The organism is Rhodococcus sp. no. 34, assembly GCF_054589475.1.
In genome coordinates, this window is sequence record NZ_BAAILK010000041.1 from 678,021 (window position 1) to 697,027 (window position 19,007).

Consider the following 19,007-nt stretch of genomic DNA (forward strand, 5'->3'; position numbering starts at 1 on the left):
GAACGAGTGCGGAACCCCGGCGCAGCGCGGTCGTGCGCCCTTCATGGTCGTCCGATCGACGAAACCGGGGCGCGGACGATCGAACTCGCCGGAACATCGGATGTAACAAGGCAATTTGCGCCGATAACCGAGTGGTCACCGACCGACGTGCCGCGGAGAATTGTGGACCTGGCCGCAATCCACACTCCGTTGCCGATGACGATCGGTCCGTTGTCGAACTCGAAAGTCCGTGACTGTCTGCTGTGACTGCCCGCGCACAGAAAGACGTCCTGCGAGACACAACTGTTCGACCCGATACTCACCGGTTCGAGATTGAGGATCCATGCTCCCTCACCCACCCAAGTGTTATCACCGATCGACAGTTTCCACGGCCAATGGATCTTCACGCCGTGCCGAATCAGGACTCCATCACCGATCTCAGCGCCGAACAGTCTGAGAATGGCAACTCGTATGCGTGCCGGCACGAACCAGGCCCGGAACAGTGGTGCCACCGCGAGCCAGGCGACCTGCACTGATGCCGGACGTCCCTTGTCGTATCCTGCCCCGGTGAATTCGCCGAGGGAGAGCTGCGGGTGTGTCATCGCGCTCGGGCTTGCGTCGGTCGAGTCGGCAAACTGTCTCGATTGATGAGTCCGTCGAAGAGGTCACCGAACGCGGTGGTGGCAGAGCCGGGAGACAAGGTTTCGTGCACGTACTCCCCCCCGTTTCGCGCGAGTTGAGCGGCACGGACGGGGTCAGAAACCAGCATCTCTATTTCACGTACCAATGCTTCCGGATTTCCGGCGTCAACACGTACTCCCGCCCCGGACAGGGCGATCTCCTCGCCGGAGGCACTGTCCGAAGATGTAGCCGCGACGACAGGTACCCCTGAAGCGAAATACGATGTAAGTTTGCTCGGAACGGCCATACTGCGAAGATCGGCCAACTCGTTGAGAAGTAGTGCGTCCGCTGCTCGCAGCACATCGGTGAAGTCCTCGCCGCCAACAGGATCCATGAATTCGATCCCGGTGCATCCCTCGGACAGCTCTTCGAGATGGGCCCGCTGATTCCCATCCCCCATCAGCACGAATTTGATGTCGGACTGGCGCGGCCCAAGTAAAAGCGCGGCGTTCACCACGTTCTCGAGCCCTTGCTTTGCACCCATATTGCCGGCATGCAGAACTATCTTCTGTTCCGGCCCCCAGCCCAATCGCTTTCGCGAATCTTCTCGGGTGCAGGCAGACTGGGAGAGATCCAGGTGGGTCCAGTTCCTGATGACTGTGACGCTGCTCGAGTCGACTCCGAGGTTGTCCTGCGCATGCTTCGCGAACCGCGGGTGGATCACGACGACGTGATCGGACTTCCGCAAGATCCAGGATTCGGCTCGATCGACGAGAGACGACAGGCCTCCGCTCAGCTGACCGGTCTCGGACGCGCCCAGTCCGTAGAAGTCCTGCACCCACAGCACCACGGGTGTGCGCGATCGAAGGAGCCTGGTCCTGATGACAAATGCCGCCGAGGACAAAAGTGTAGGACTTAAACACAGTATGAGGTCTGCTCGATGGAAAAGAGTCGCCCAGGTCGCCCTCAAAGCGAAACTTGCCTCCATCAGAATTCTTCGCAGGAAGCTGGGATTCCGGGGGATGTAATGACGAAGTCTTTGAACCGTCAGATTTTCTGACTGCTCTACGGAAGACAGACCTGAGAAGCCATCCATCTTTCGCCAAAATGGATAGTGCGGATACCCTGTCACTACCCTGACGTCAGCACCGGAATCCGCTATCGCATTTGCCAAACCCTCCGTGTACGGAGCGATACCGGTTGGCTCAGGAGAATAGTTGATTCCCACGATCAGGATTTTATTTCCCTGATTATCCATCGTGCTCATTTCCCTTTTCAGCTAACTCAGGACGGCAGTCCGTGCACAGCTTGCAGGTGTGCACTTCTCTGCGTGTCACTCTCGAATCGTTCGGCGACTTTCCGTGCCGGAACTCCGACATTCACCGAGAAACTCTCGACGTCGTTCGTCACGACCGAACCGGCTCCGATAACCGCACCGTCACCGATCTTCACACCGCTCAATATCACCGAACAGGCGCCTATCCATACGTCTGTTCCAATTTCGACAGAATCGCGTGCACCAGGCTGACGGTCCCCCACCCACGTCGACGCGAGCATCGGAATACCCACCTCGTCGATCGCGTGGTCTTCGCGCCCCACGATGTAGACGTTCATTCCGATCATGACGTGGGATCCGATGGAGCCGTCTACCTGAATAACGGTTCGGGGTCCGACGCTGACATTATCGCCGATATTCAGTCGGTGAGGCGCACTGATGATGGCTCCACGGCCGGCGTTGAAGTCGCGCCCTACTGAAACATTCCCGTTCGATATTGCGAGTCCATTCATTATTCCGCGAAGGGCTCGCCTGACACCTGACGGTAGGCGTGATCGGTTGCTCATCGTACGACCATCTCCTTGGGCCATCCCTCATTGTCGAATTCGACGACCTGACCTCGCAACGCAGCAGAGATCCCCGATGCCATGGTTTCGGCGGAATAGAGATCCCCTACCTTCGCTGAAACTTTCTCCGCTGGAACGGGATTGGAGACAAGATGCAAGAAGTAGTCTCGCAGCGCCGCAGCCAGCGACTCCTCGGTCGTCGGTGAGTAACTCTGCATAGGACCGACAGCAGCAAGTTCGATCTCGGGGGCGTGCGGGGCGTCCTCGGGGTACAGCATCGGGACTCCGAATCCCAAACTCTGAGTGACACTCAACCCGACGTATCCGGGAGAGATCGACATGATTGAGCGTGCGTAGATTTCAGCAAGTTCGATCGGACTTTCAATGCGTCCGTGTACAACAACGGACTCTTCCAGACCTAAATCGAGAATTTGCCGTTCTATCGTTTCCACCGCATTGCCGAAACCCACGATTTCCAACACGGCACCCTCGTCGACGAGGCCTGATTGGTGGAAAGCCGGAACCAATTGATCGACGTTCTTCTCGGCAACCAATCGGCCGACATAGACAATTGATTTACGCGATTCACCGGTGTTACCAGCGTTGATGTCAGCGCGTTTGTACAAAGAATTGGGTGCAACCCAAACTGGTTGGCCTGGAACCTCGAGCTTGGCTGGGACCACACTGGCGTACCCGTAAAGAATAGTCCCCTGAGACAAGCGGCGCATCGTTCTCCGAAGGAAAGCCGTCTTCGACGAAGAACCTTGCCTGGGATGCAAATGGCCCCAAAGAAGAGTACGGCGACGCGCTATTCGTCGAAGGACCAAAATACTCCACGATGTGAGACTACGGGGGTTCAAATCCAGGATAGTCACGGACGCTGAAAGCGGATTTTTCCAAGAACCCACCTGAAGAAGAAGCTTGTCACCGAAGATTCCGATCCGTCGAACGCGGTCGTAGAAATCCTTGTCGATGCCAGTTCGCACCGTGGAATCCAGACCGTAGTCCGAAGCCAGAATATCGAGATTTCCTTCCTCCATCTCACGCAACACCTCGATGCACGGATTCCGATAGGTTGGAATCACCGCCAGATACATCGAGTATTTTTTTGATGACATCGAGCCTGCTCCCCCAAAGTTCTCATCGAGCACCACCGATTGGCCAGTGTGCATTGCGCAGTTCCCTTACTTCGGATCCCAGGCAGAGTTCGCCGGGAATGGCGAATCGGATTCGCGATACGAATACGAAAGACTGACTGACTGAACGGATCAGTATGCGCCGTCACTAGCCATTACGGCTTTGAGCGTCTTCACCACGATCATCACGTCCCCGACCATCGACCAGTTGTCGACATAGGACAGATCCAGCCGAACGGTTTCTTCCCACGAAAGATCCGAGCGCCCGCTCACCTGCCACAAACCGGTGATACCCGGTTTGACCAGCAGTCGCCTTTTCACGGCCCCGTCGTATGCCTCTACCTCACGCCTCAACGGCGGTCTCGGACCAACTACGCTCATCTCGCGCCGGAGCACATTGACGAACTGAGGCAACTCGTCAATCGAAAACTTTCGAATGACGCGCCCCACCTTGGTAACCCGAGGATCGTCACGCATCTTGAACAGGACGCCGGCGCCCTCGTTATCCGACAGCAGGCTGTCGACCTGCGTATCTGCGTTCTGAACCATCGATCGGAACTTCAGCATCGGAAAGGGAACCCCGTCCAATCCCATTCGCTCCGACCGATAGAGCACAGGACCCCGACTGGTGAACTTGACTGCCAACGCCGTCACGATCAAAACGGGACTGATCAAAATGAGAATGACAGATGCGAAAACGACGTCGAAGGCTGTCTTGGCGAACCGTTGAGCACCGTGGTATCGCGGACGTTCGACGTGAATCAGTGGAAGGCCCGCCACCGGCCGCATCGACAGTCGCGGACCGGAAACATCCAGGATTCCCGGTGCCACAACAAGATCGACGTCCTTACACTCCAGATCCCAGGCCAGTTTCCGCATACCGTCGTAGCCGAGGTGTTCCGTCGCCGTAACCGCCACCGCATCGGCACCGACCAAGTCGAGTGCGTCGGTCACATCGTGCTCGTCCCCGAGGACCGGTATTTCGTTGCCGTCGACCACGATGACTCTGTCGCGACGACCTAGTTGACTGGGTTGGCAGACGCCCACGACCCGGTACCCGTCACCGGGAGCTCGTTCGAAGGTTTGGGCCATTTTCTTGACTGCAACCGGGCTTCCCACGACCAAGACGGACGTCTGGAAATCGCCGCGCGAGCGCTTCCTCGCAATCACTTTTCGCCAGATCCAGCGGCTCGCCATCAGCGCGGTCAGACCGACAGGAAATGCGAAGGCCAGATAGAGCCGCGCGATGTCCAACTGCAACAGCAAGCTGACAATCGCAATGAGTCCGAAGAGGCGAACTGTCGCGACGAAGATTCGTCTGTACTCTTCGGGTCCGCTGCCGATCACACGAATCGAGCGAGTGCGAAAGATCCCCAACGACGATAACCACATCGCCGCCAATGCAATTGACACACCGGTGTAGCTGAGTTGCCCGAGGATTCCGGGGCTCACTGCACGGCCGTCTCCACCGAATCGCAGCCATTGAGCCAAGAAAACCGTCGCCACGATGATCACCGAATCGCCCAGGAACAGCCTTCTGCGGTACGCCGTTTCCCATTCCCTCCGAGAAGCCGATCCGCGGCGGAGGTCGGGCACTGCGCGGGGAAGCGTGTGCTTGGTCTTGCCCAGTGTGGACACGTCGAGCGCCGTCACGTGATCAGTCCCTTCCTCATTCGTGGAATCCGTGTGTCGTTGAATCCGTGTGTCGTTGAATCCGTGTGTCGTTGACAGGTGTTGAGCGTGATTCACCAGATTTGAGCAATCCACTGGAACAGCAAATTGCTCGCTTCGATCCGAAGAGTGCAATTGTTCGAGAATCGGAACGCTCTCACGCTCCGAGTGGATTACATTTCAGCACTGTCCGCGCGCAGGATCAAACGCAAAGTCGCCCCAGTTCAGGCCTGTAGTCGCCCGCACCCCTACCTATTCCAATGTGGCCGCAACGCAAGCGCTTTGCCTCTCACCGTTCGGAGGCGGAGCGTCTGGAACAACAGAACGAAAGATCGATTCAGAGGCAACTATCGTGTTACTTCGACGAAAGTGCGGCAAAGCGAAGGACCTTACTCGTCAGTAGGCGGTTGCCACAGGGCAACGCATTACCGATACGGCCTGAATAGAGGATCATTTCCATTGGTAACCAACGCGATGACTTTCGCCGACAGAAGGTGCCTGCGCCGTTGGGGACCTACGTCCCCGGCAGGGATCTTGGTCCCTATTGCCGATTCGATGTGCAATTCGAAGGCGAATAGCCCTACAGCCCTTGCTGATACAGGCTTCAACATCGAAACAAGATCAGGTCACTCGTCCAGTTCGCAACAAGCCGGCTCCGAAAAGAAAATTTTCCTTCGTCTCAATATGTGAGATTTCTGCCCGGCTTCGGCCGTTCCGCAGCGGCCGGTGCTCGGATTCGCACCTTGTGATCGATCACGTAAGGTCGACAAAAGTCGGGTTCGCTGACACAACCTCGCTGCAGCCGACACAGCCGGAGTGGACGACCAGTTCGAATAGGACTACATATCTTGAAGATTCGCGACCTACGCACGAAGTCGGGAATTATCCCCCGCCTCACAGTACGTTGGCTGATGATTGCAGCCGCGACAGTCTTTGCTTTCTGGCCCACCTGGACCAATTTGTGGAGGAGCACCGCGAGCGGTACCGCCATCGGATACGTTTTTGTCCTCCCTTTGCTCTGCCTGATAGCCGCCGTCGGAACAGATTTGCGACGCGGCCCGGACCTTCCGATCCACGACCGTGAGACGGACAAGATTGTCGGTGGTATCGGCTTACTTGTTTCTCTGGGTTTACAGGCACTCCTCATGCCACGTTTTGCCGAGAACTATGAATTGATGCATATCGATGTAATCGCGGCATGGGTATTTGTCTGGAGCGCAGCGGTTCTCATGTTCGGGCTGCGTCCGGTGAACCGCTACTGGGCAATCTGGGTTGTTCCGATCGTCCTGGCGCCGCTCATCTACCGCACGCTGGCGACCGAACTCGGCGGCACACGATTCGACTACAGCATCATCATGGTGCTGGTCGCCTCGGCCGCAACGACGATCGCCGTCAGTAGGACCTGGAGACGGGGATTCGCCGGGTTCGTCGCTTCGTCCGTCCTGGGTGCTGCCTTGGTCTACTACCTCTCACGGCAGTACCCGACTGCACCCTTGTTCAGCGTCCAACTGCTACCAGCAATAGGTAGTGCGTTACTGGTAGGCGGGTTCTTCTACCTGTACGAGCGACGTGGAAGGTCATGGAAGCCGTTCGAGCGTCCGCTCCGGAATCCCTCGACGTCAACCAGCAACTGGACGATCCTGGTGGTGTTCGCCGCGGCGATCGTGATGTTCTTTACGCCAGTGCCCACCACTCAGAGCGTTCCGGTCTCGGTAGGCCCGCCGGCGACTGCTGATCCACGCCTCATCGTCCCCGCCGGTTGGCGTGAGATCTCGACCGACGAATACGATTGGCCGAGAAAATACTTCGGTTCCACCTCGGCACTCACTCGCCAGACAATTCGTGCTGACACACCCAACCCTGCCTGGGACACCCAGATGCGACCACGCACCGTCCAAATGGACGTTGTTCAAGTGCGTCGCCCGTCTACTCTGTCTGTCTATCCGAGCAATACGACCTATGATCTCCAGAACGCACGTGTCAGCCCCACCGTACGAGTTGAGTTGACTCGTGGAGTTGTCGCGGAAATGTACACAGTTGTCGACGACTCCCTCCTACTCACCTGGAGCAACCTCAATTTCGTGTGGACACGCGGCGACGGTGCCGCACAACGCGTCACACTCTTGACAGTGGACAATCATGAACCGAATGCCTTGTTCCCCGAACCGAAACCATCGATGGCTTCGAATGGAAGCAACACCTTGGCAGTTCTACTCAGAGGCAGGATATCTACTGTCGACAGCGAATCTCAGTACAAGGATCTAGGAATGCTCCAGTCCCTCGGAAGGCTTGTCGTGGAGGCACAGAAGTGGTAGATCCCGATCTCTCGGTTGAGGACGAAAGCTCCGAAGAATTCAAACGAGTTGCACTCCACGATGCTGTGAACGGACTGCGTGAACGTAAACCGATTTCGTCGGCATCAGTTGCGTTCTATCCGTGGCAGCGCAACATCCTGTTCCTGATTCTCGTGATCACCGTTGTGTGTCTGGTCTTCTTCCTTACTCCCACGCTCATCGTTCTCACATTGGCATGCACGCTCGGGTACGTATGGGCGATGGTGGATCGCCTAGTGCTGTTCACACGAGGTCTGGATGCCTCCTCGATCGTGACGATCAGCGATCAGGAGGCAAGCTCGCTTTCCGATGAAGAACTACCGCACTACACAATCCTTGTGCCGGCGTACAACGAGCCGGAAGTAGTCGGAGACCTGATTTCCGCTATGCGTGCGATCGACTACCCCTCGAACAAATTGCAGGTGCTGTTGCTCCTCGAAGAGGATGACACCGTCACCATCGACGCGGCGACTGCCGCCGGAGTCGATGCCGTGGTGAGTATCTTGAAGGTCCCTGCTGCAGATCCGCGCACCAAACCCAAAGCCTGCAACTACGGATTGCACTTCTCTACGGGCGAGATAATCACCATCTACGACGCCGAGGACTCACCGGATCCGCTCCAGTTACGCCGTGTGGTGGCAACCTTCGCGAAGCTTCCATCGAATACCGCGTGCGTTCAGGCGAAACTCGCATTTCACAACGGGACTCAGAATTTGTTGACCGCGTGGTTCACGGCCGACTACGCCCTCTGGTTCAATTTCATCCTCCCAGGACTGATGCGCAGTCAGTCACCGATTCCTTTGGGAGGCACGTCTAATCACCTTCGACGAAGTGTGCTCGACGAGATCGGCGCCTGGGACCCCTTCAACGTCACGGAGGACGCAGATCTCGGAGTTCGCATCGCGGAGAGCGGCTACCGGACCGCTGTTCTGAACTCGACGACGCTGGAGGAGGCCAACAGCGACACGATCAACTGGATCCGACAACGCTCACGCTGGTACAAGGGTTACCTGCAGACTTGGTTGGTTCACATGCGTCAACCTGTGAAACTGTGGCGCGGACTCGGCACGGTCGGATTTCTACGCTTCACCATCTTGATGGCGGGGACACCCATTGTGGCGACACTGAACATGGCGTTCTGGCTGATCAGTCTGGGTTGGATTCTCGGCCAGCCCGAGGTCATCCACGACGTGTTTCCCAACTACGTCTATTTTCCCGCCCTCGTGTCTCTCGTATTCGGTAACGCCGCAGTCCTTTACATGAACCTGGTGGCATGCCGAGAGACGCGAAATCCTATGCTGCTGATAGCTTGCCTGACCGCTCCGCTTTACTGGGTCTTGATGAGCATCGCAGCCATCAAAGGCACATATCAGTTGATACGCAACCCGTCTTACTGGGAGAAGACCTTCCATGGCTTGAACACGTAAGCTCAATTCCCGATCAACGCTTGTTGCGCGGGTTGAGCTTTGAAGCTTGCGGTCCGATCACTGCCGGCCGAAAGACATGCAAACGCGAGTACGACCGGTAGCCAGTAGTACGCCTGCTCGAAAAATGCCGAGGTCAGTGCGAATGTCATCATCGCGACCAGCACGCCGGCCGCGGCGGCGTTCTTGCCGGACTTCATCGATCTGAACGCAACCAATGCCGTCGCGCAGATGATGAGCCCCACAGCCAGGGCAAGCACCACCCCGCCTTGGTACCAAGACCGTAGAAACACATTGTGGACGACTGTGACGTTGTCGAACGAGGCCGCATTGGCAGCGTTCAGACCCACCCCGGACAGCGGATGCGCGCGAATAGCATCCCAAGCGAATCCGTAAGTGTCGTTACGGATCTCGAGTGTGCTGACGGCTTTGGTCTGCCCTGTGACCTGAAGGTATCGATCGGCCGGCGTCTCCAGGTGCTTTCCGAACTCGGTGTAGGTGATTGCGACCCAGAAGAGAACAGAGGCGCCGACAAAACTCTTGACGATGGTGGTGATCTTCACTCGCGAAGAAATCGCCACGACGATCAATCCGATCGCGCATGCCGACAACGAACTCAAACTACCGGTTGCCAGCAGTCCCACCGCGTTCACAATCGAGATCAGCACCAGAACGACCCGATTTCCTACCTTTCGCACTGCAGCCCCCAGGCACAGAATCAGCGCAAGTGAGGACATGATGCCCAGAACGTTCGGGTGACCTGCCAGACCTGGAGCACGACCGTTCACAACACCGAAACCGAAGACGGATGAACCGGCCAATTGGATAGCGGCGGCCAGAGCAGAAACCGATTGGCTTGCTATGAACGCAATGCATACATGCCTGACAAAACCCGGATCACGCCGGACATTGGCGACCATCACAAATATTCCGAGCCCGAGAACTATGAAAAGTTGGATTCCAACATAAAGATTTCCGCCGATATCATTGCCACGCGTCGCTGTCACCGTGGCGACGAGAGCGGCGTAGCCGGCGGTCAACCAGACGCCGACAAACTGCGGCCGAGCAACTCGTCCCAGCGCTACTGACGCCACGATGACCGCAAGCACTGCCATCGCCCACAACTGCGTGACGGCGCCGGGCAACGAGCGGTATATCGGAACTGCGATCGCGATCGCCATCCACACGGCGGTAATCGGCGACAAAGGAATTCTGCCCGTTCGCCCTGCCGTCGAAGCGGCATCATTCCGAAGACCTTGAGGTCTGACTTGACTCGGCGTTGTCATTGAGTTCCTGCTTCCGACAATCGAATTTTTTGCATTTCACCCTCGATTTCACCCTTCGCCGACGCCGGGCTGAATAATCCCCGCTCAGCGCAGAAGTCATCCTCTGTCGGCAACGTCGCGTAACTGCAAATAAGCGAATCGTCGACGCAAAACTTTGCCACGACATGGCAGATATCCAATTGTCCTCGACTCGTGGCCGAAAGGAAGTGGCATATACGTCTCGGCTCAGGCAATATGACCGCTATGAGTGGTTTCTCCGCATGGGTCGAGAATCAACTGGAACTTCGCTCGTTCGGCGACATCCAGGAAGCTGCGCGTGCGCTGAAGATTCGACCTTCCGAGCTGAGTCGATGGCTGTCGGCTAAACGCCCTCCCACGCAGGACACGATGCGGACGGCATGTCAGGTCTTCGACGCTCCGATCATGGAGGTCCTCGTAGCCGCCGGTTATCTGACCTCTGAGGAAGCGGAGCCGGGGATGACTCCACCGTCGATCGTCGCGACGATTTCGACACAGTCCCTGGTGGACGAACTCACCCGACGCGGTATCGACCGACAAAGTGAATGAATCCGGGCTACCGACATTCACATACGCGCTAGCCGAACATGGTGCAGATTCTCGTGCACCAAAACATATTTCGACCTCAGCTGTCATGGACGGCATTATTCAGTACGTCAACTGCGGATCCGGCTGATCCAATCGTTCCTTGAGCCAGACTCGCAACTCCGGTCCGTACTCGGTGCGACTGAGCGCATGGTCGAGAGATGCTCGCAGAAAGCCTCCCGGGTTACCAAGATCGTGGCGGGTTCCGTGATGGACGACGACGTGAACCGGATGCCCCTCCGCGATCAACAGCGCTATCGCATCCGTCAGTTGTAGTTCGCCACCCTGCCCGGGTGAGATTCGTCTGAGCGCGTCGAACACGGCGCGATCGAGAAGGTAGCGTCCGGCCGCGGCGAGAGTGGACGGAGCATCCTCAGGAGCCGGCTTCTCGACCATGCCGACGACGGCAAGCACATCGGGATCGCTGCCCTCCACAGGTGTTTGGACGTCGAATACTCCGTAGGCCCCAACACGATCGGGCGCGACGTCGAACGCGCACAGCACAGAACCACCACGCTCGGCACGTACCTTCGCCATCGCGTCGAGAATGCCGCAGGGGTGAACCAGATCGTCGGGAAGCAGCACCGCGAACGAGTCCTCGTCCGCATCCAGCACCGACTCGACCAGACCGACAGCGTGTCCCAATCCCAGCGGAGACTCTTGCACAACCGGCTCCACCGAGATCAGGCCCGGAGCCCGACGCACACGCTCGAGTAGATGGTGCTTCCCGCTGGCGGCGAGCTTACCCTCGAGCACCAGGTCCTCGACGAAATGCCCGACGACCGATGCCTTGCCCGGCGCAGTGACAATTACCAGACGTTCCGCGCCTGCTTGCGCCGCTTCGCTTGCGACCAGCTCGATCCCGGGTGTATCGACCACGGGGAGCAACTCTTTCGGAACCGTCTTGGTGGCCGGGAGGAAACGAGTCCCCATCCCGGCAGCCGGCACCACAGCAGTCTTGAAAGGCCGTTCAGCGCACCCAGTCATCGTTCACCTCTCCGCTCACGCGATGCTCCACACACTTACCGTTACGCGCATGCAGCGGTCGTCCCCTCATTTCGACGACCGAAAGCTCACATCGCATGTACAGCCTGCGCACAAGGTCTACCGGGCGGCCGATGACGCCGCAAGTTGACTCGAACTCGGAATTCGTTGCGCGCGAGAGCTACACACCACCCCTCGATGTCACTTCCACGAGGGGCACGCCGCACTCCGCGCACTACCCGTTACCGCGGCGAACGGTTGTGATCGTATTTCGACGTTGACCACGGCGGGACGTAGCAACTGGCCAAAGAGACAGGTACGACACAACTTCCGAACTCAGCACCTCAACCGGACCGTCCCCAGCCGACCCGGACGAAGGTCCTGGAAGCGTCGCATCGATGGTCCCGTGCGACTTCACCAGCCTTCAAGTTCGGTTATCCACAGGTGAATGCCACTGAATACCATTGAATACGAACGAAATACGGTCATCACGCCACAACACCAGATTCAGGTTGTTATCAAATCGTGACCATACTCCCACTGGGTGGAACTCCCAGTGGACTACTAGCAGTGTCCTAACTTGCCAGTGAAGCAATCACGTCGAAGAGTGGATCGTCAGGCCCGATATCCATTGTGCATTCGTTCGGCCGTGGATCCGGCACGAATGCCCACAGGAGAGCTCCGGCCGTACCGGCCACCTTCTGCCCCGTCAGCTTCGTCTCGATATTCGTGGCTCTGGTCGCCAGTGATTCACAACTGCCTGCCAATTCGCCTGTCTCGGCGACCAACAACGGCTTCCCGACGTTCGCGGCCTGTTCGATGCGACGCGCCAGTCCGTTCCACTGGTCGCCCGGAAGCGGAACCCCGTCTGCTCCGTAGTCGTGATACTGCAGAACGTCGACGAAGTCGGACTCGCTCACGTACTGGTAGTCGTCACCCGCAGTGCCGCACTGACCGCCCCCGACGTATCCGGCCGTGATCAGCGTGTTCGGATCGATCGCCCGAAGTTCGGCGCCTGCCGTGTCGAAGAACTCCCGCAACACCTGCGCGGAATCAGACGGGCACGTTCTTGTCCACCAATTGCAGGCGGCATCGGTACACAGGCTCGGTTCCGGCTCCCCCACCAATTCCCACGCCGCGACGGAAGGCTCGTTCTTCCAACGGTCGACGGCGGTATGCATCCAGTCCTGGAAGCTCATGGTGGCTCGACCTGGGATCAGGTTCGCGACCTTCCACTCGTCGGTGTACCAGTCCCTGGATTTGAACAGCCCGTCATCACACCCGCTGTCCTGGGGTGAGAGCACCGGAATCGTGAACTGATTGTGTCGCGCCGCAGCGTCGAACACCGCGTCCATCGGGCCGAAATCCATCTCCCCGGACACCTTGTTCACCGCGAGCGCCTGGAACGCGTTGAAACGCGTGACGGAGTTCGGTGGCAGAGAACCGAAGTAGGCATCGAGATCGACCATGGCGCCACAGCCGAAGTTCACCGACCAACCAGTGGCCAGTTGATAAGCATTCAGCCCGGTAGGCCACCATGGCTGTCCGTCGAGCGTCAGTCCGCTCGACGACGCTCCCACCCGAACCGTCTTGGGCGAATCGGCAACCACCGGCGTCGTGAACATTCCTGTCACCACCGCGACGGTTGCAAAGCTGACTACAGCGGCAGCGATACGGCGACGCACTGTGCCAGGCACACGCGGACGCACTTCTTCAGAAGACATCTACAACCATCCACGTCATACGGACAATCCTCCCACACGAATTGCCTCATCGACCCGTTTGCCGTTCACCGGTGACGCGATACAAACGCCAGGCCGAAGGGTCCATGCCGCCGTCGTTGGGAACCTCGAGTACCAGCGCTCCCACACCGCCGGCCCCGGTGTCGTACATCGTCGGATAGCGCCGATTGACCGCGTCCGACACACCGCGACCGGTGTTCGGCACCGACAGGATGTATTCGACGTGATGTTCGGCGGGGTTGTTCAGTACGCGCACGAAGTCCGCATCGGAAGGCACGACGAATTGCCGAGGGTTGTTCGACGACGCCACGACGGCATAGCTCTGCACGGTGTCGAGCAGAACCGACCCCTCCGGCAGAGCCAAGTCGTCCAGGTACCTGGCGATGCGACGCTCGGCCGCAAACGTGCGCAGATTCGTCTGCTCCTCCAGGTTCTGCCGGCCCGGAATGATCGCACTGGCAATGGAATGCTCGAGCACTGCGATCCGCGCATTACCCATCGCGACAAACGTGACCAGCGTCGACCCGACCAGCAAGCACAGAGAGATCACAAGGGGCAGAGAGGGCCCCGACTGCTCGGGGTACGTCGATACCGAGCGTGACGCAGCAGCCCCCGGTCGACGCGTGACGACCGGCGCTCCGCGAGGTGCGATCAGGACGACCAACACGAAACACAGCGGAATGATCGAAATGTAGAAGCGCAGAAGGGGAAACGTCGATCCCATCACGTAGAGCAAGGTTTGGGCACCGAGGATGGCGCCGAACAACACAAGAGGCACGACCACTTCGGTGTCGCGCCGCCGAAGTGCGTAGATGATTGCAAGGACCGCGAGCACCGGGAGCGCCGGGCCGAGTACGGCCATTTCGGTAATCGAGAACGCAAGACGGGCGATCGGTGAGTCGGTTCCGGCACCAGCCTGCTCCAGGATGGAACTGTTCCCGTAGACCGACGAGAACTGTTGGAACGCTTGACCTGTGATGAGCCAACTGGCAAACGACCACAAGGCGAAGGCAAGGAATCCCGGCATCAGCACTACGGCACCGTCGAGGGCTGCTGCCCAGAGCCGCAAGCCAGGCCCCGCGCCCTCGCCGCGCTCCTCAGCAGTCGGGCGGAAACGAAGCCAACTCACCACGGTCACCAGCACCACCGCGACGAACAGCGGGGCCAATGCGTCGTATCTGGTGAGGTACGCCAGAGCGAAAGCGAGGCCGGCACCGATGAGGTCGTGTACGTCGTCGCTTCGCATCCACCGAATCAATCGACGTGTCGCCCACAGAACGAAGAAGAGGAACGGAGCTTCGCTCATTCCGCTCGCCGCGTACATGACGATCATCGGGTTGACAGCGAACAGCACGGTCAGGACGACGGTGACCCATCGCGCACACCCACGGTCGCGGCTGATCCCACGTACCTGAATCACAGCACCAGCCATGAAGGCCGCGGACATCACGACCGCAGTGATGTTCCACCGCAGCAGATCCGGCCACCAATGACCCATCAGGCCCATCGGAATCTGGACTGCCGCCGTCAACGGGGTGAACACGAACCCGATCGCCGCGAAGTGCGGATCACGGCTGAGCAGCATCGCCGACACCGCGGCGACGCGGCTCAGCGAATCGGTGAAGATGAACCCGATACCCGCGTTCATCCACACGCCCAACGCGGTGTAGATCGCGAAGAGCGCGACGAACATCCGCCATGGCTTGCGGCCCGGTAGATCGTGGACCGCGACGGACAGGGCCGGGCGATCGGTGACGGTCACTGTCCGCGACGCCGAGCGACGAGCACACCACCGACGGCAACAGCGATCAGAACCACGGTCCCGAATCCGATCCAGCCGATCGTGACCGCGCTCAGTCCGGTCTCCTCTTCGGCCGAGGTCGCGGTGCCCAACGGGGCGACGTTGACTCCGACATCGAAGGGCTCACTTCCCCGAGGCGCGACCAGGAGATCGCCGGTCAGTTCTGCGAACCGGTCCTTCCCACCTTCCAACCAGTTGAGCAGACCGTCGGCATCGGCCGCATCACCCTCAGATGTCAGCGCCACCACTTCGTTGTGCGAACCCGAAACCACCTGCAAGGCACCGTATTGTCCACCGAATTCCAGACCCTGCAAGCGCAGGAGCCCTTGATCTGCTGTGTCCATGGGTAGAGCCACCGGAGTGGGAAGCGTCCCGTCCGCCGCGATCAACAACGCCGGCAGCGAACTGGTCGCCGCGTCGCCGAACGGGAGCACACGCGGTTGCAGCGGCAGATAGCTCAACCGCTGCATCGCGACAACGAGGCGCTGCGCGCGAACGAGATCTGCGAAATCACCGTGACTCAAACCGACATCGAGTGTGGGCAGCATCGACTGCGGTAATGCCTGGAATCCTCCAGGCGTCGGCGGGAATCCGGTAGTGGACGTAATGGTGCTTGCCGGATCGACAGTGAGCGAAGACGGGCTACTGGTGCCGCATTGGAAGTCGCCGGTCACATCCATCGAGACTTCGAAGGTCAGGTCGCGACGCAGGAGTTCGTTCGGAACATCGACGCCGATGTCGAAGCGCCCTGTCTCGTTCACCGTCTGCGAAGCAAGCCGTGAGTCCCCCAGCGAAATCGACAGTTCTCCGTTGCGTGAATTCGGCAGCGGTACATAGGAACCGATCATTCGGATCGACACGTCCTTCATCGGACGCCCCAGTTGCGACTGGCTGAACGGGACGTCGACCTCGATGTGATTGAGACCGGAAGCCGTCAACGTTCCGAGCTTCAGCTCACCGACGGTGATGGCGTCCTGGGAAATCTGGGCAACTGTGTTGTCCGGTGACGCGAGCGCCCTGCTCGCCGCCCAGTAGCCGTCGAAGTTCGCCGCCAACAGACTAACCTGAGGAACGAGGGTCTTGTCGTCCCCTGAAATTCGCAGCACTGGTGCACCATTCGGAGCAGCCGCGAGATCGATGCCGGCGTCCCCACTGTTGCCGAGCACTACAGCTCTCTCGAAAAGTCCCGGCTCAGCGGACGGCAGACTCTGGCCGTTCGGCAGTTGCTCCACCACCACGGCGTCAGGCTGACTTCCGTACTTGTTGACAATCGCTGCACTCAGCTGCAGAGCCGCACTCTGCTGTGACCGTGACGAACCATCCGTGACGTAGATGGTTGCCTTCCTCAAAATCGGCGGAAAGAAGGTTGCAACAGTCGTGGGCTGCTGCTCGGCACCGTCGTAGGCGACAAAGGCATCCCGGAGCGCAAGGGGCTGGTATCTCGTTCGGTCGTAGCAGCGGTCGTCGACGGGAACGAGGTGAGCGATCATCGACACGGTCACGCTCCGGTCGACCACTTCGAGACCTTGCAACGGAACCGAAATCGGTAGGCCAGTTCCGGCCTGCCCGGCGTCGAAGTCGACGCGGCTCACCAATCTGCCGTCGGCAGTCACCTCGAGCCAACCCCTACTGAAGTCGGTCGGGGCGGTCAGGATTCCGGTCACGGCTGTTGCGGTGAGTCCGTCCGGCACTGGCACGGTCACCAAGACGGGTGCGTCATCGGAGGAGAACACGATGTCTGTTCCTCGTCCGAGTTCGGTGAAGGAGATCGGAGTTGTGGCTGAGGCGGCCACCGAAGTATCTGCGTCGTCCTCGAAATCCTGGGCCGAGGCAACACTGCCGAGCGGAAGCAACAAAGTGACCGCGACAGCCACCGGCATTGCCAGCGCGCGCGTCAGCCAGGTTCGAGAGTGGCCCATCAGCGTGTCTCCTCGACATTTCTTGTTTCCGCGCAATCACCAAACACAAATCACGAGTAGCAATCTCGCCAGTTCGCGACGGTCGCAGGTCCGATCGCACCGTTACGGACAAACAAACCATAACGACCAATTTATGCGTTTGGCTAATTATCCCGCCGGGCGAGACTTTTGTTACGGCAGGTCACATGATTAGCAATCACCACCACTGGGAAGCCGAAAGACGCCACTGTAAAGCCCGTCAATACGCCTGAACGTCCGTCCAGTCCGGGCGCTTCACGGGCGGAGAATTCTCAGATAAAGGAAGCTGTGACGATCAATTCGATCATCCCCGCCGGCAAGAGTGCGATCGGAAAGCTGGTCGGTGCGCCGTTCCACTTCGCATCATCGCTGCGCATGGCCAGGGTTTTTCACCCTCACGGGATCGAACTGAAGGGAACATTGAAGCCGGCCACCCCATGGTGGCCGGTATCGGAGTCGTCGACGATTACCGTCACCGCTCGAATGTCGAAAGCCCTCGGAACACCCGGAGACCTACCCGACGTACTCGGCCTGGCGCTTCGGTTGCACGATGTCGGCGCAGATGAAAACCCGTGGGACATTCTTCTCGCAACATCAGGACTTTCTACCTTCTCCAAAATGTTTCCAGCTCCGGCTTTCTCGTGGAACGGCGCGAGATACAGCACACTGGTTCCTTACTCACGCGCGGGCGGTGCCGCGGCGTGGCTGATCGTGACACCGCGCGGCGTCCATCCGGCCGGCACTTCTTTGTCTGCATTGAAAGCTGCGGTCGATCATTCCCCGCTGCACTTCTCCGTGTACCTCGCGAGGATTCAACTTCAGTTGATACCGATCGGACATCTCTGTCTCGACGAGGTCGAGGACCACCCGGATTGCCTCCAGCCGTCCTTCGATCCGATTCTGAACACACCGGCCCACATGCGCATGCTTCCGGAGTGGCTCGCAGAAACGCGCAAGTTCGCGTATCGCGGTAGCCGCAACGGCCGGGGAGGCACACAAAAGCGCGGTTGACCGGACGTGCCGATCAACCGCGCTGAAGCTCACTCAGCTTGTGAACTTGTCCTTGATATCCGAGACCTTGTCACTGACAGTGTCTCCGGCCTTCTTGACCTTCGCCTCGCCCTGATCGGCAACACCCTCGGCAGCCAGATCATCGTTGCCCGTGGCGTTTCCGAACTTTTCCTTCGCCTCGCCGATGAGATCCTCAGCGCGGTGCTTTGCCTTGTCGATGAAGTCAGACATGTATTTCTCCTTCTTGGGTTCGGTCGTGCGTTCGGCCGTGGAATTCGGTCGTGGATTCAGTCGAACTCGAACTGCGTGGACAAATGCGTGTCAACGTTTTCCGGTGACTGCCTTGACCAGGAACAGCAAGATGACAGCGCCGAGGAGGCAAGTGAGGAAGCTGAAGATCCACCCCGCGCCCTCGACATCGACGCCGAAGACTCGAAGCAGGAAACCACCGATCAGACCGCCGATGACACCGACAACGATGTTGAGGAAGATCCCCTGCTGCGCATCGGTTTTCATGATCTTACTGCCGATCCAACCCGCCAGTCCACCGATGATGATCCAGGCGATGATACCGAGAGGAAGCATTTGAACTCCTTAGAGTAAAGAGGGGCGGCGCAATGAGAGACTGCCGGTGAAG

Annotated in this window: 16 protein-coding genes; 4 read left to right on the plus strand and 12 right to left on the minus strand. The window is 58.8% G+C overall.

Features of this window, described 5'->3' with window-relative positions; all coding sequences use genetic code 11:
- Positions 1-41 precede the first annotated feature (41 nt).
- From ACYP01_RS20580 to ACYP01_RS20600, 5 genes are all read right to left on the minus strand, one after another.
- The gene (locus ACYP01_RS20580; protein ID WP_064443236.1) at positions 42-581 is read right to left on the minus strand and encodes a DapH/DapD/GlmU-related protein; all 540 of its coding nucleotides are present in this window, start codon (positions 579-581) and stop codon (positions 42-44) included.
- Positions 578-1,867: a glycosyltransferase gene (locus ACYP01_RS20585; protein ID WP_459682073.1), complete on the minus strand. Its 1,290-nt coding sequence runs from the start codon at positions 1,865-1,867 to the stop codon at positions 578-580. Before ACYP01_RS20585 ends, ACYP01_RS20580 begins: the two co-directional genes overlap by 4 nt.
- 17 nt (positions 1,868-1,884) lie before the next feature.
- Positions 1,885-2,223, minus strand: coding sequence for a DapH/DapD/GlmU-related protein (locus ACYP01_RS20590; RefSeq protein ID WP_024487404.1), 339 nt, complete (start codon positions 2,221-2,223; stop codon positions 1,885-1,887).
- A gap of 215 nt (positions 2,224-2,438) precedes the next feature.
- Entirely contained in the window at positions 2,439-3,614 is a 1,176-nt protein-coding gene (locus ACYP01_RS20595) for a glycosyltransferase (RefSeq protein WP_459682076.1), read from the minus strand.
- 96 nt (positions 3,615-3,710) lie between these two features.
- Complete coding sequence (locus tag ACYP01_RS20600; RefSeq protein WP_459682078.1) at positions 3,711-5,231, minus strand: sugar transferase; 1,521 nt, start codon at positions 5,229-5,231, stop codon at positions 3,711-3,713.
- 929 nt (positions 5,232-6,160) lie between these two features.
- Between ACYP01_RS20600 and ACYP01_RS20605 the strand changes: the two genes are divergently transcribed.
- The gene (locus ACYP01_RS20605) at positions 6,161-7,564 is read left to right on the plus strand and encodes a hypothetical protein (RefSeq protein WP_459682080.1); all 1,404 of its coding nucleotides are present in this window, start codon (positions 6,161-6,163) and stop codon (positions 7,562-7,564) included.
- A complete protein-coding gene (locus ACYP01_RS20610) occupies positions 7,558-9,009 on the plus strand; it encodes a glycosyltransferase (RefSeq protein ID WP_058038950.1) in 1,452 nt (483 codons plus the stop codon). The genes ACYP01_RS20605 and ACYP01_RS20610 overlap by 7 nt, the downstream gene beginning before the upstream one ends.
- A 2-nt stretch (positions 9,010-9,011) precedes the next feature.
- Here the strand turns inward: ACYP01_RS20610 and ACYP01_RS20615 are convergent, their stop codons facing one another.
- Positions 9,012-10,187, minus strand: coding sequence for an O-antigen ligase family protein (locus ACYP01_RS20615; RefSeq protein WP_459682082.1), 1,176 nt, complete (start codon positions 10,185-10,187; stop codon positions 9,012-9,014).
- A gap of 348 nt (positions 10,188-10,535) precedes the next feature.
- Here ACYP01_RS20615 and ACYP01_RS20620 point away from each other — a divergent pair, with 348 nt between their 5' ends.
- Entirely contained in the window at positions 10,536-10,859 is a 324-nt protein-coding gene (locus ACYP01_RS20620; protein WP_223304618.1) for a helix-turn-helix domain-containing protein, read from the plus strand.
- Between the two features lie 99 nt (positions 10,860-10,958).
- Here ACYP01_RS20620 and ACYP01_RS20625 read toward each other — a convergent pair whose 3' ends face one another.
- The 4 genes from ACYP01_RS20625 to ACYP01_RS20640 all read right to left on the minus strand — a co-directional run bounded on the left by ACYP01_RS20625 (position 10,959) and on the right by ACYP01_RS20640 (position 17,341).
- Positions 10,959-11,882, minus strand: a complete 924-nt coding sequence (locus ACYP01_RS20625) for a UTP--glucose-1-phosphate uridylyltransferase (RefSeq protein WP_287482701.1) — start codon at positions 11,880-11,882, stop codon at positions 10,959-10,961.
- Positions 11,883-12,454: 572 nt separating this feature from the next.
- A complete protein-coding gene (locus ACYP01_RS20630; protein WP_459682085.1) occupies positions 12,455-13,603 on the minus strand; it encodes a beta-mannosidase in 1,149 nt (382 codons plus the stop codon).
- Between the two features lie 46 nt (positions 13,604-13,649).
- Positions 13,650-15,383, minus strand: a complete 1,734-nt coding sequence (locus ACYP01_RS20635) for an ArnT family glycosyltransferase (RefSeq protein ID WP_003943618.1) — start codon at positions 15,381-15,383, stop codon at positions 13,650-13,652.
- Complete coding sequence (locus ACYP01_RS20640) at positions 15,380-17,341, minus strand: hypothetical protein (protein ID WP_459682088.1); 1,962 nt, start codon at positions 17,339-17,341, stop codon at positions 15,380-15,382. The genes ACYP01_RS20635 and ACYP01_RS20640 overlap by 4 nt, the downstream gene beginning before the upstream one ends.
- Before the next feature lie 306 nt (positions 17,342-17,647).
- Here ACYP01_RS20640 and ACYP01_RS20645 point away from each other — a divergent pair, with 306 nt between their 5' ends.
- Positions 17,648-18,370: a hypothetical protein gene (locus tag ACYP01_RS20645; protein ID WP_003943634.1), complete on the plus strand. Its 723-nt coding sequence runs from the start codon at positions 17,648-17,650 to the stop codon at positions 18,368-18,370.
- A gap of 33 nt (positions 18,371-18,403) precedes the next feature.
- On the opposite strand, the gene ACYP01_RS20650 is transcribed toward ACYP01_RS20645, so the two are convergent.
- Positions 18,404-18,601, minus strand: coding sequence for a CsbD family protein (locus ACYP01_RS20650; RefSeq protein WP_007726588.1), 198 nt, complete (start codon positions 18,599-18,601; stop codon positions 18,404-18,406).
- A gap of 90 nt (positions 18,602-18,691) precedes the next feature.
- Complete coding sequence (locus tag ACYP01_RS20655) at positions 18,692-18,955, minus strand: GlsB/YeaQ/YmgE family stress response membrane protein (RefSeq protein ID WP_003943661.1); 264 nt, start codon at positions 18,953-18,955, stop codon at positions 18,692-18,694.
- Positions 18,956-19,007: the final 52 nt, after the last annotated feature.

Coding starts and splice junctions, on each gene's coding strand:
- ACYP01_RS20580 (WP_064443236.1), bottom strand. CDS start 581: ATGACACACCCGCAGCTCTCCCTCGGCGAATTCACCGGGGCAGGATAC.
- ACYP01_RS20585 (WP_459682073.1), bottom strand. CDS start 1,867: ATGAGCACGATGGATAATCAGGGAAATAAAATCCTGATCGTGGGAATC.
- ACYP01_RS20590 (WP_024487404.1), bottom strand. CDS start 2,223: ATGATCGGAATGAACGTCTACATCGTGGGGCGCGAAGACCACGCGATC.
- ACYP01_RS20595 (WP_459682076.1), bottom strand. CDS start 3,614: ATGCACACTGGCCAATCGGTGGTGCTCGATGAGAACTTTGGGGGAGCA.
- ACYP01_RS20605 (WP_459682080.1), top strand. CDS start 6,161: ATGATTGCAGCCGCGACAGTCTTTGCTTTCTGGCCCACCTGGACCAAT.
- ACYP01_RS20615 (WP_459682082.1), bottom strand. CDS start 10,187: ATGGCGATCGCGATCGCAGTTCCGATATACCGCTCGTTGCCCGGCGCC.
- ACYP01_RS20620 (WP_223304618.1), top strand. CDS start 10,536: ATGAGTGGTTTCTCCGCATGGGTCGAGAATCAACTGGAACTTCGCTCG.
- ACYP01_RS20625 (WP_287482701.1), bottom strand. CDS start 11,882: ATGACTGGGTGCGCTGAACGGCCTTTCAAGACTGCTGTGGTGCCGGCT.
- ACYP01_RS20630 (WP_459682085.1), bottom strand. CDS start 13,603: ATGTCTTCTGAAGAAGTGCGTCCGCGTGTGCCTGGCACAGTGCGTCGC.
- ACYP01_RS20640 (WP_459682088.1), bottom strand. CDS start 17,341: ATGGGCCACTCTCGAACCTGGCTGACGCGCGCGCTGGCAATGCCGGTG.
- ACYP01_RS20650 (WP_007726588.1), bottom strand. CDS start 18,601: ATGTCTGACTTCATCGACAAGGCAAAGCACCGCGCTGAGGATCTCATC.
- ACYP01_RS20655 (WP_003943661.1), bottom strand. CDS start 18,955: ATGCTTCCTCTCGGTATCATCGCCTGGATCATCATCGGTGGACTGGCG.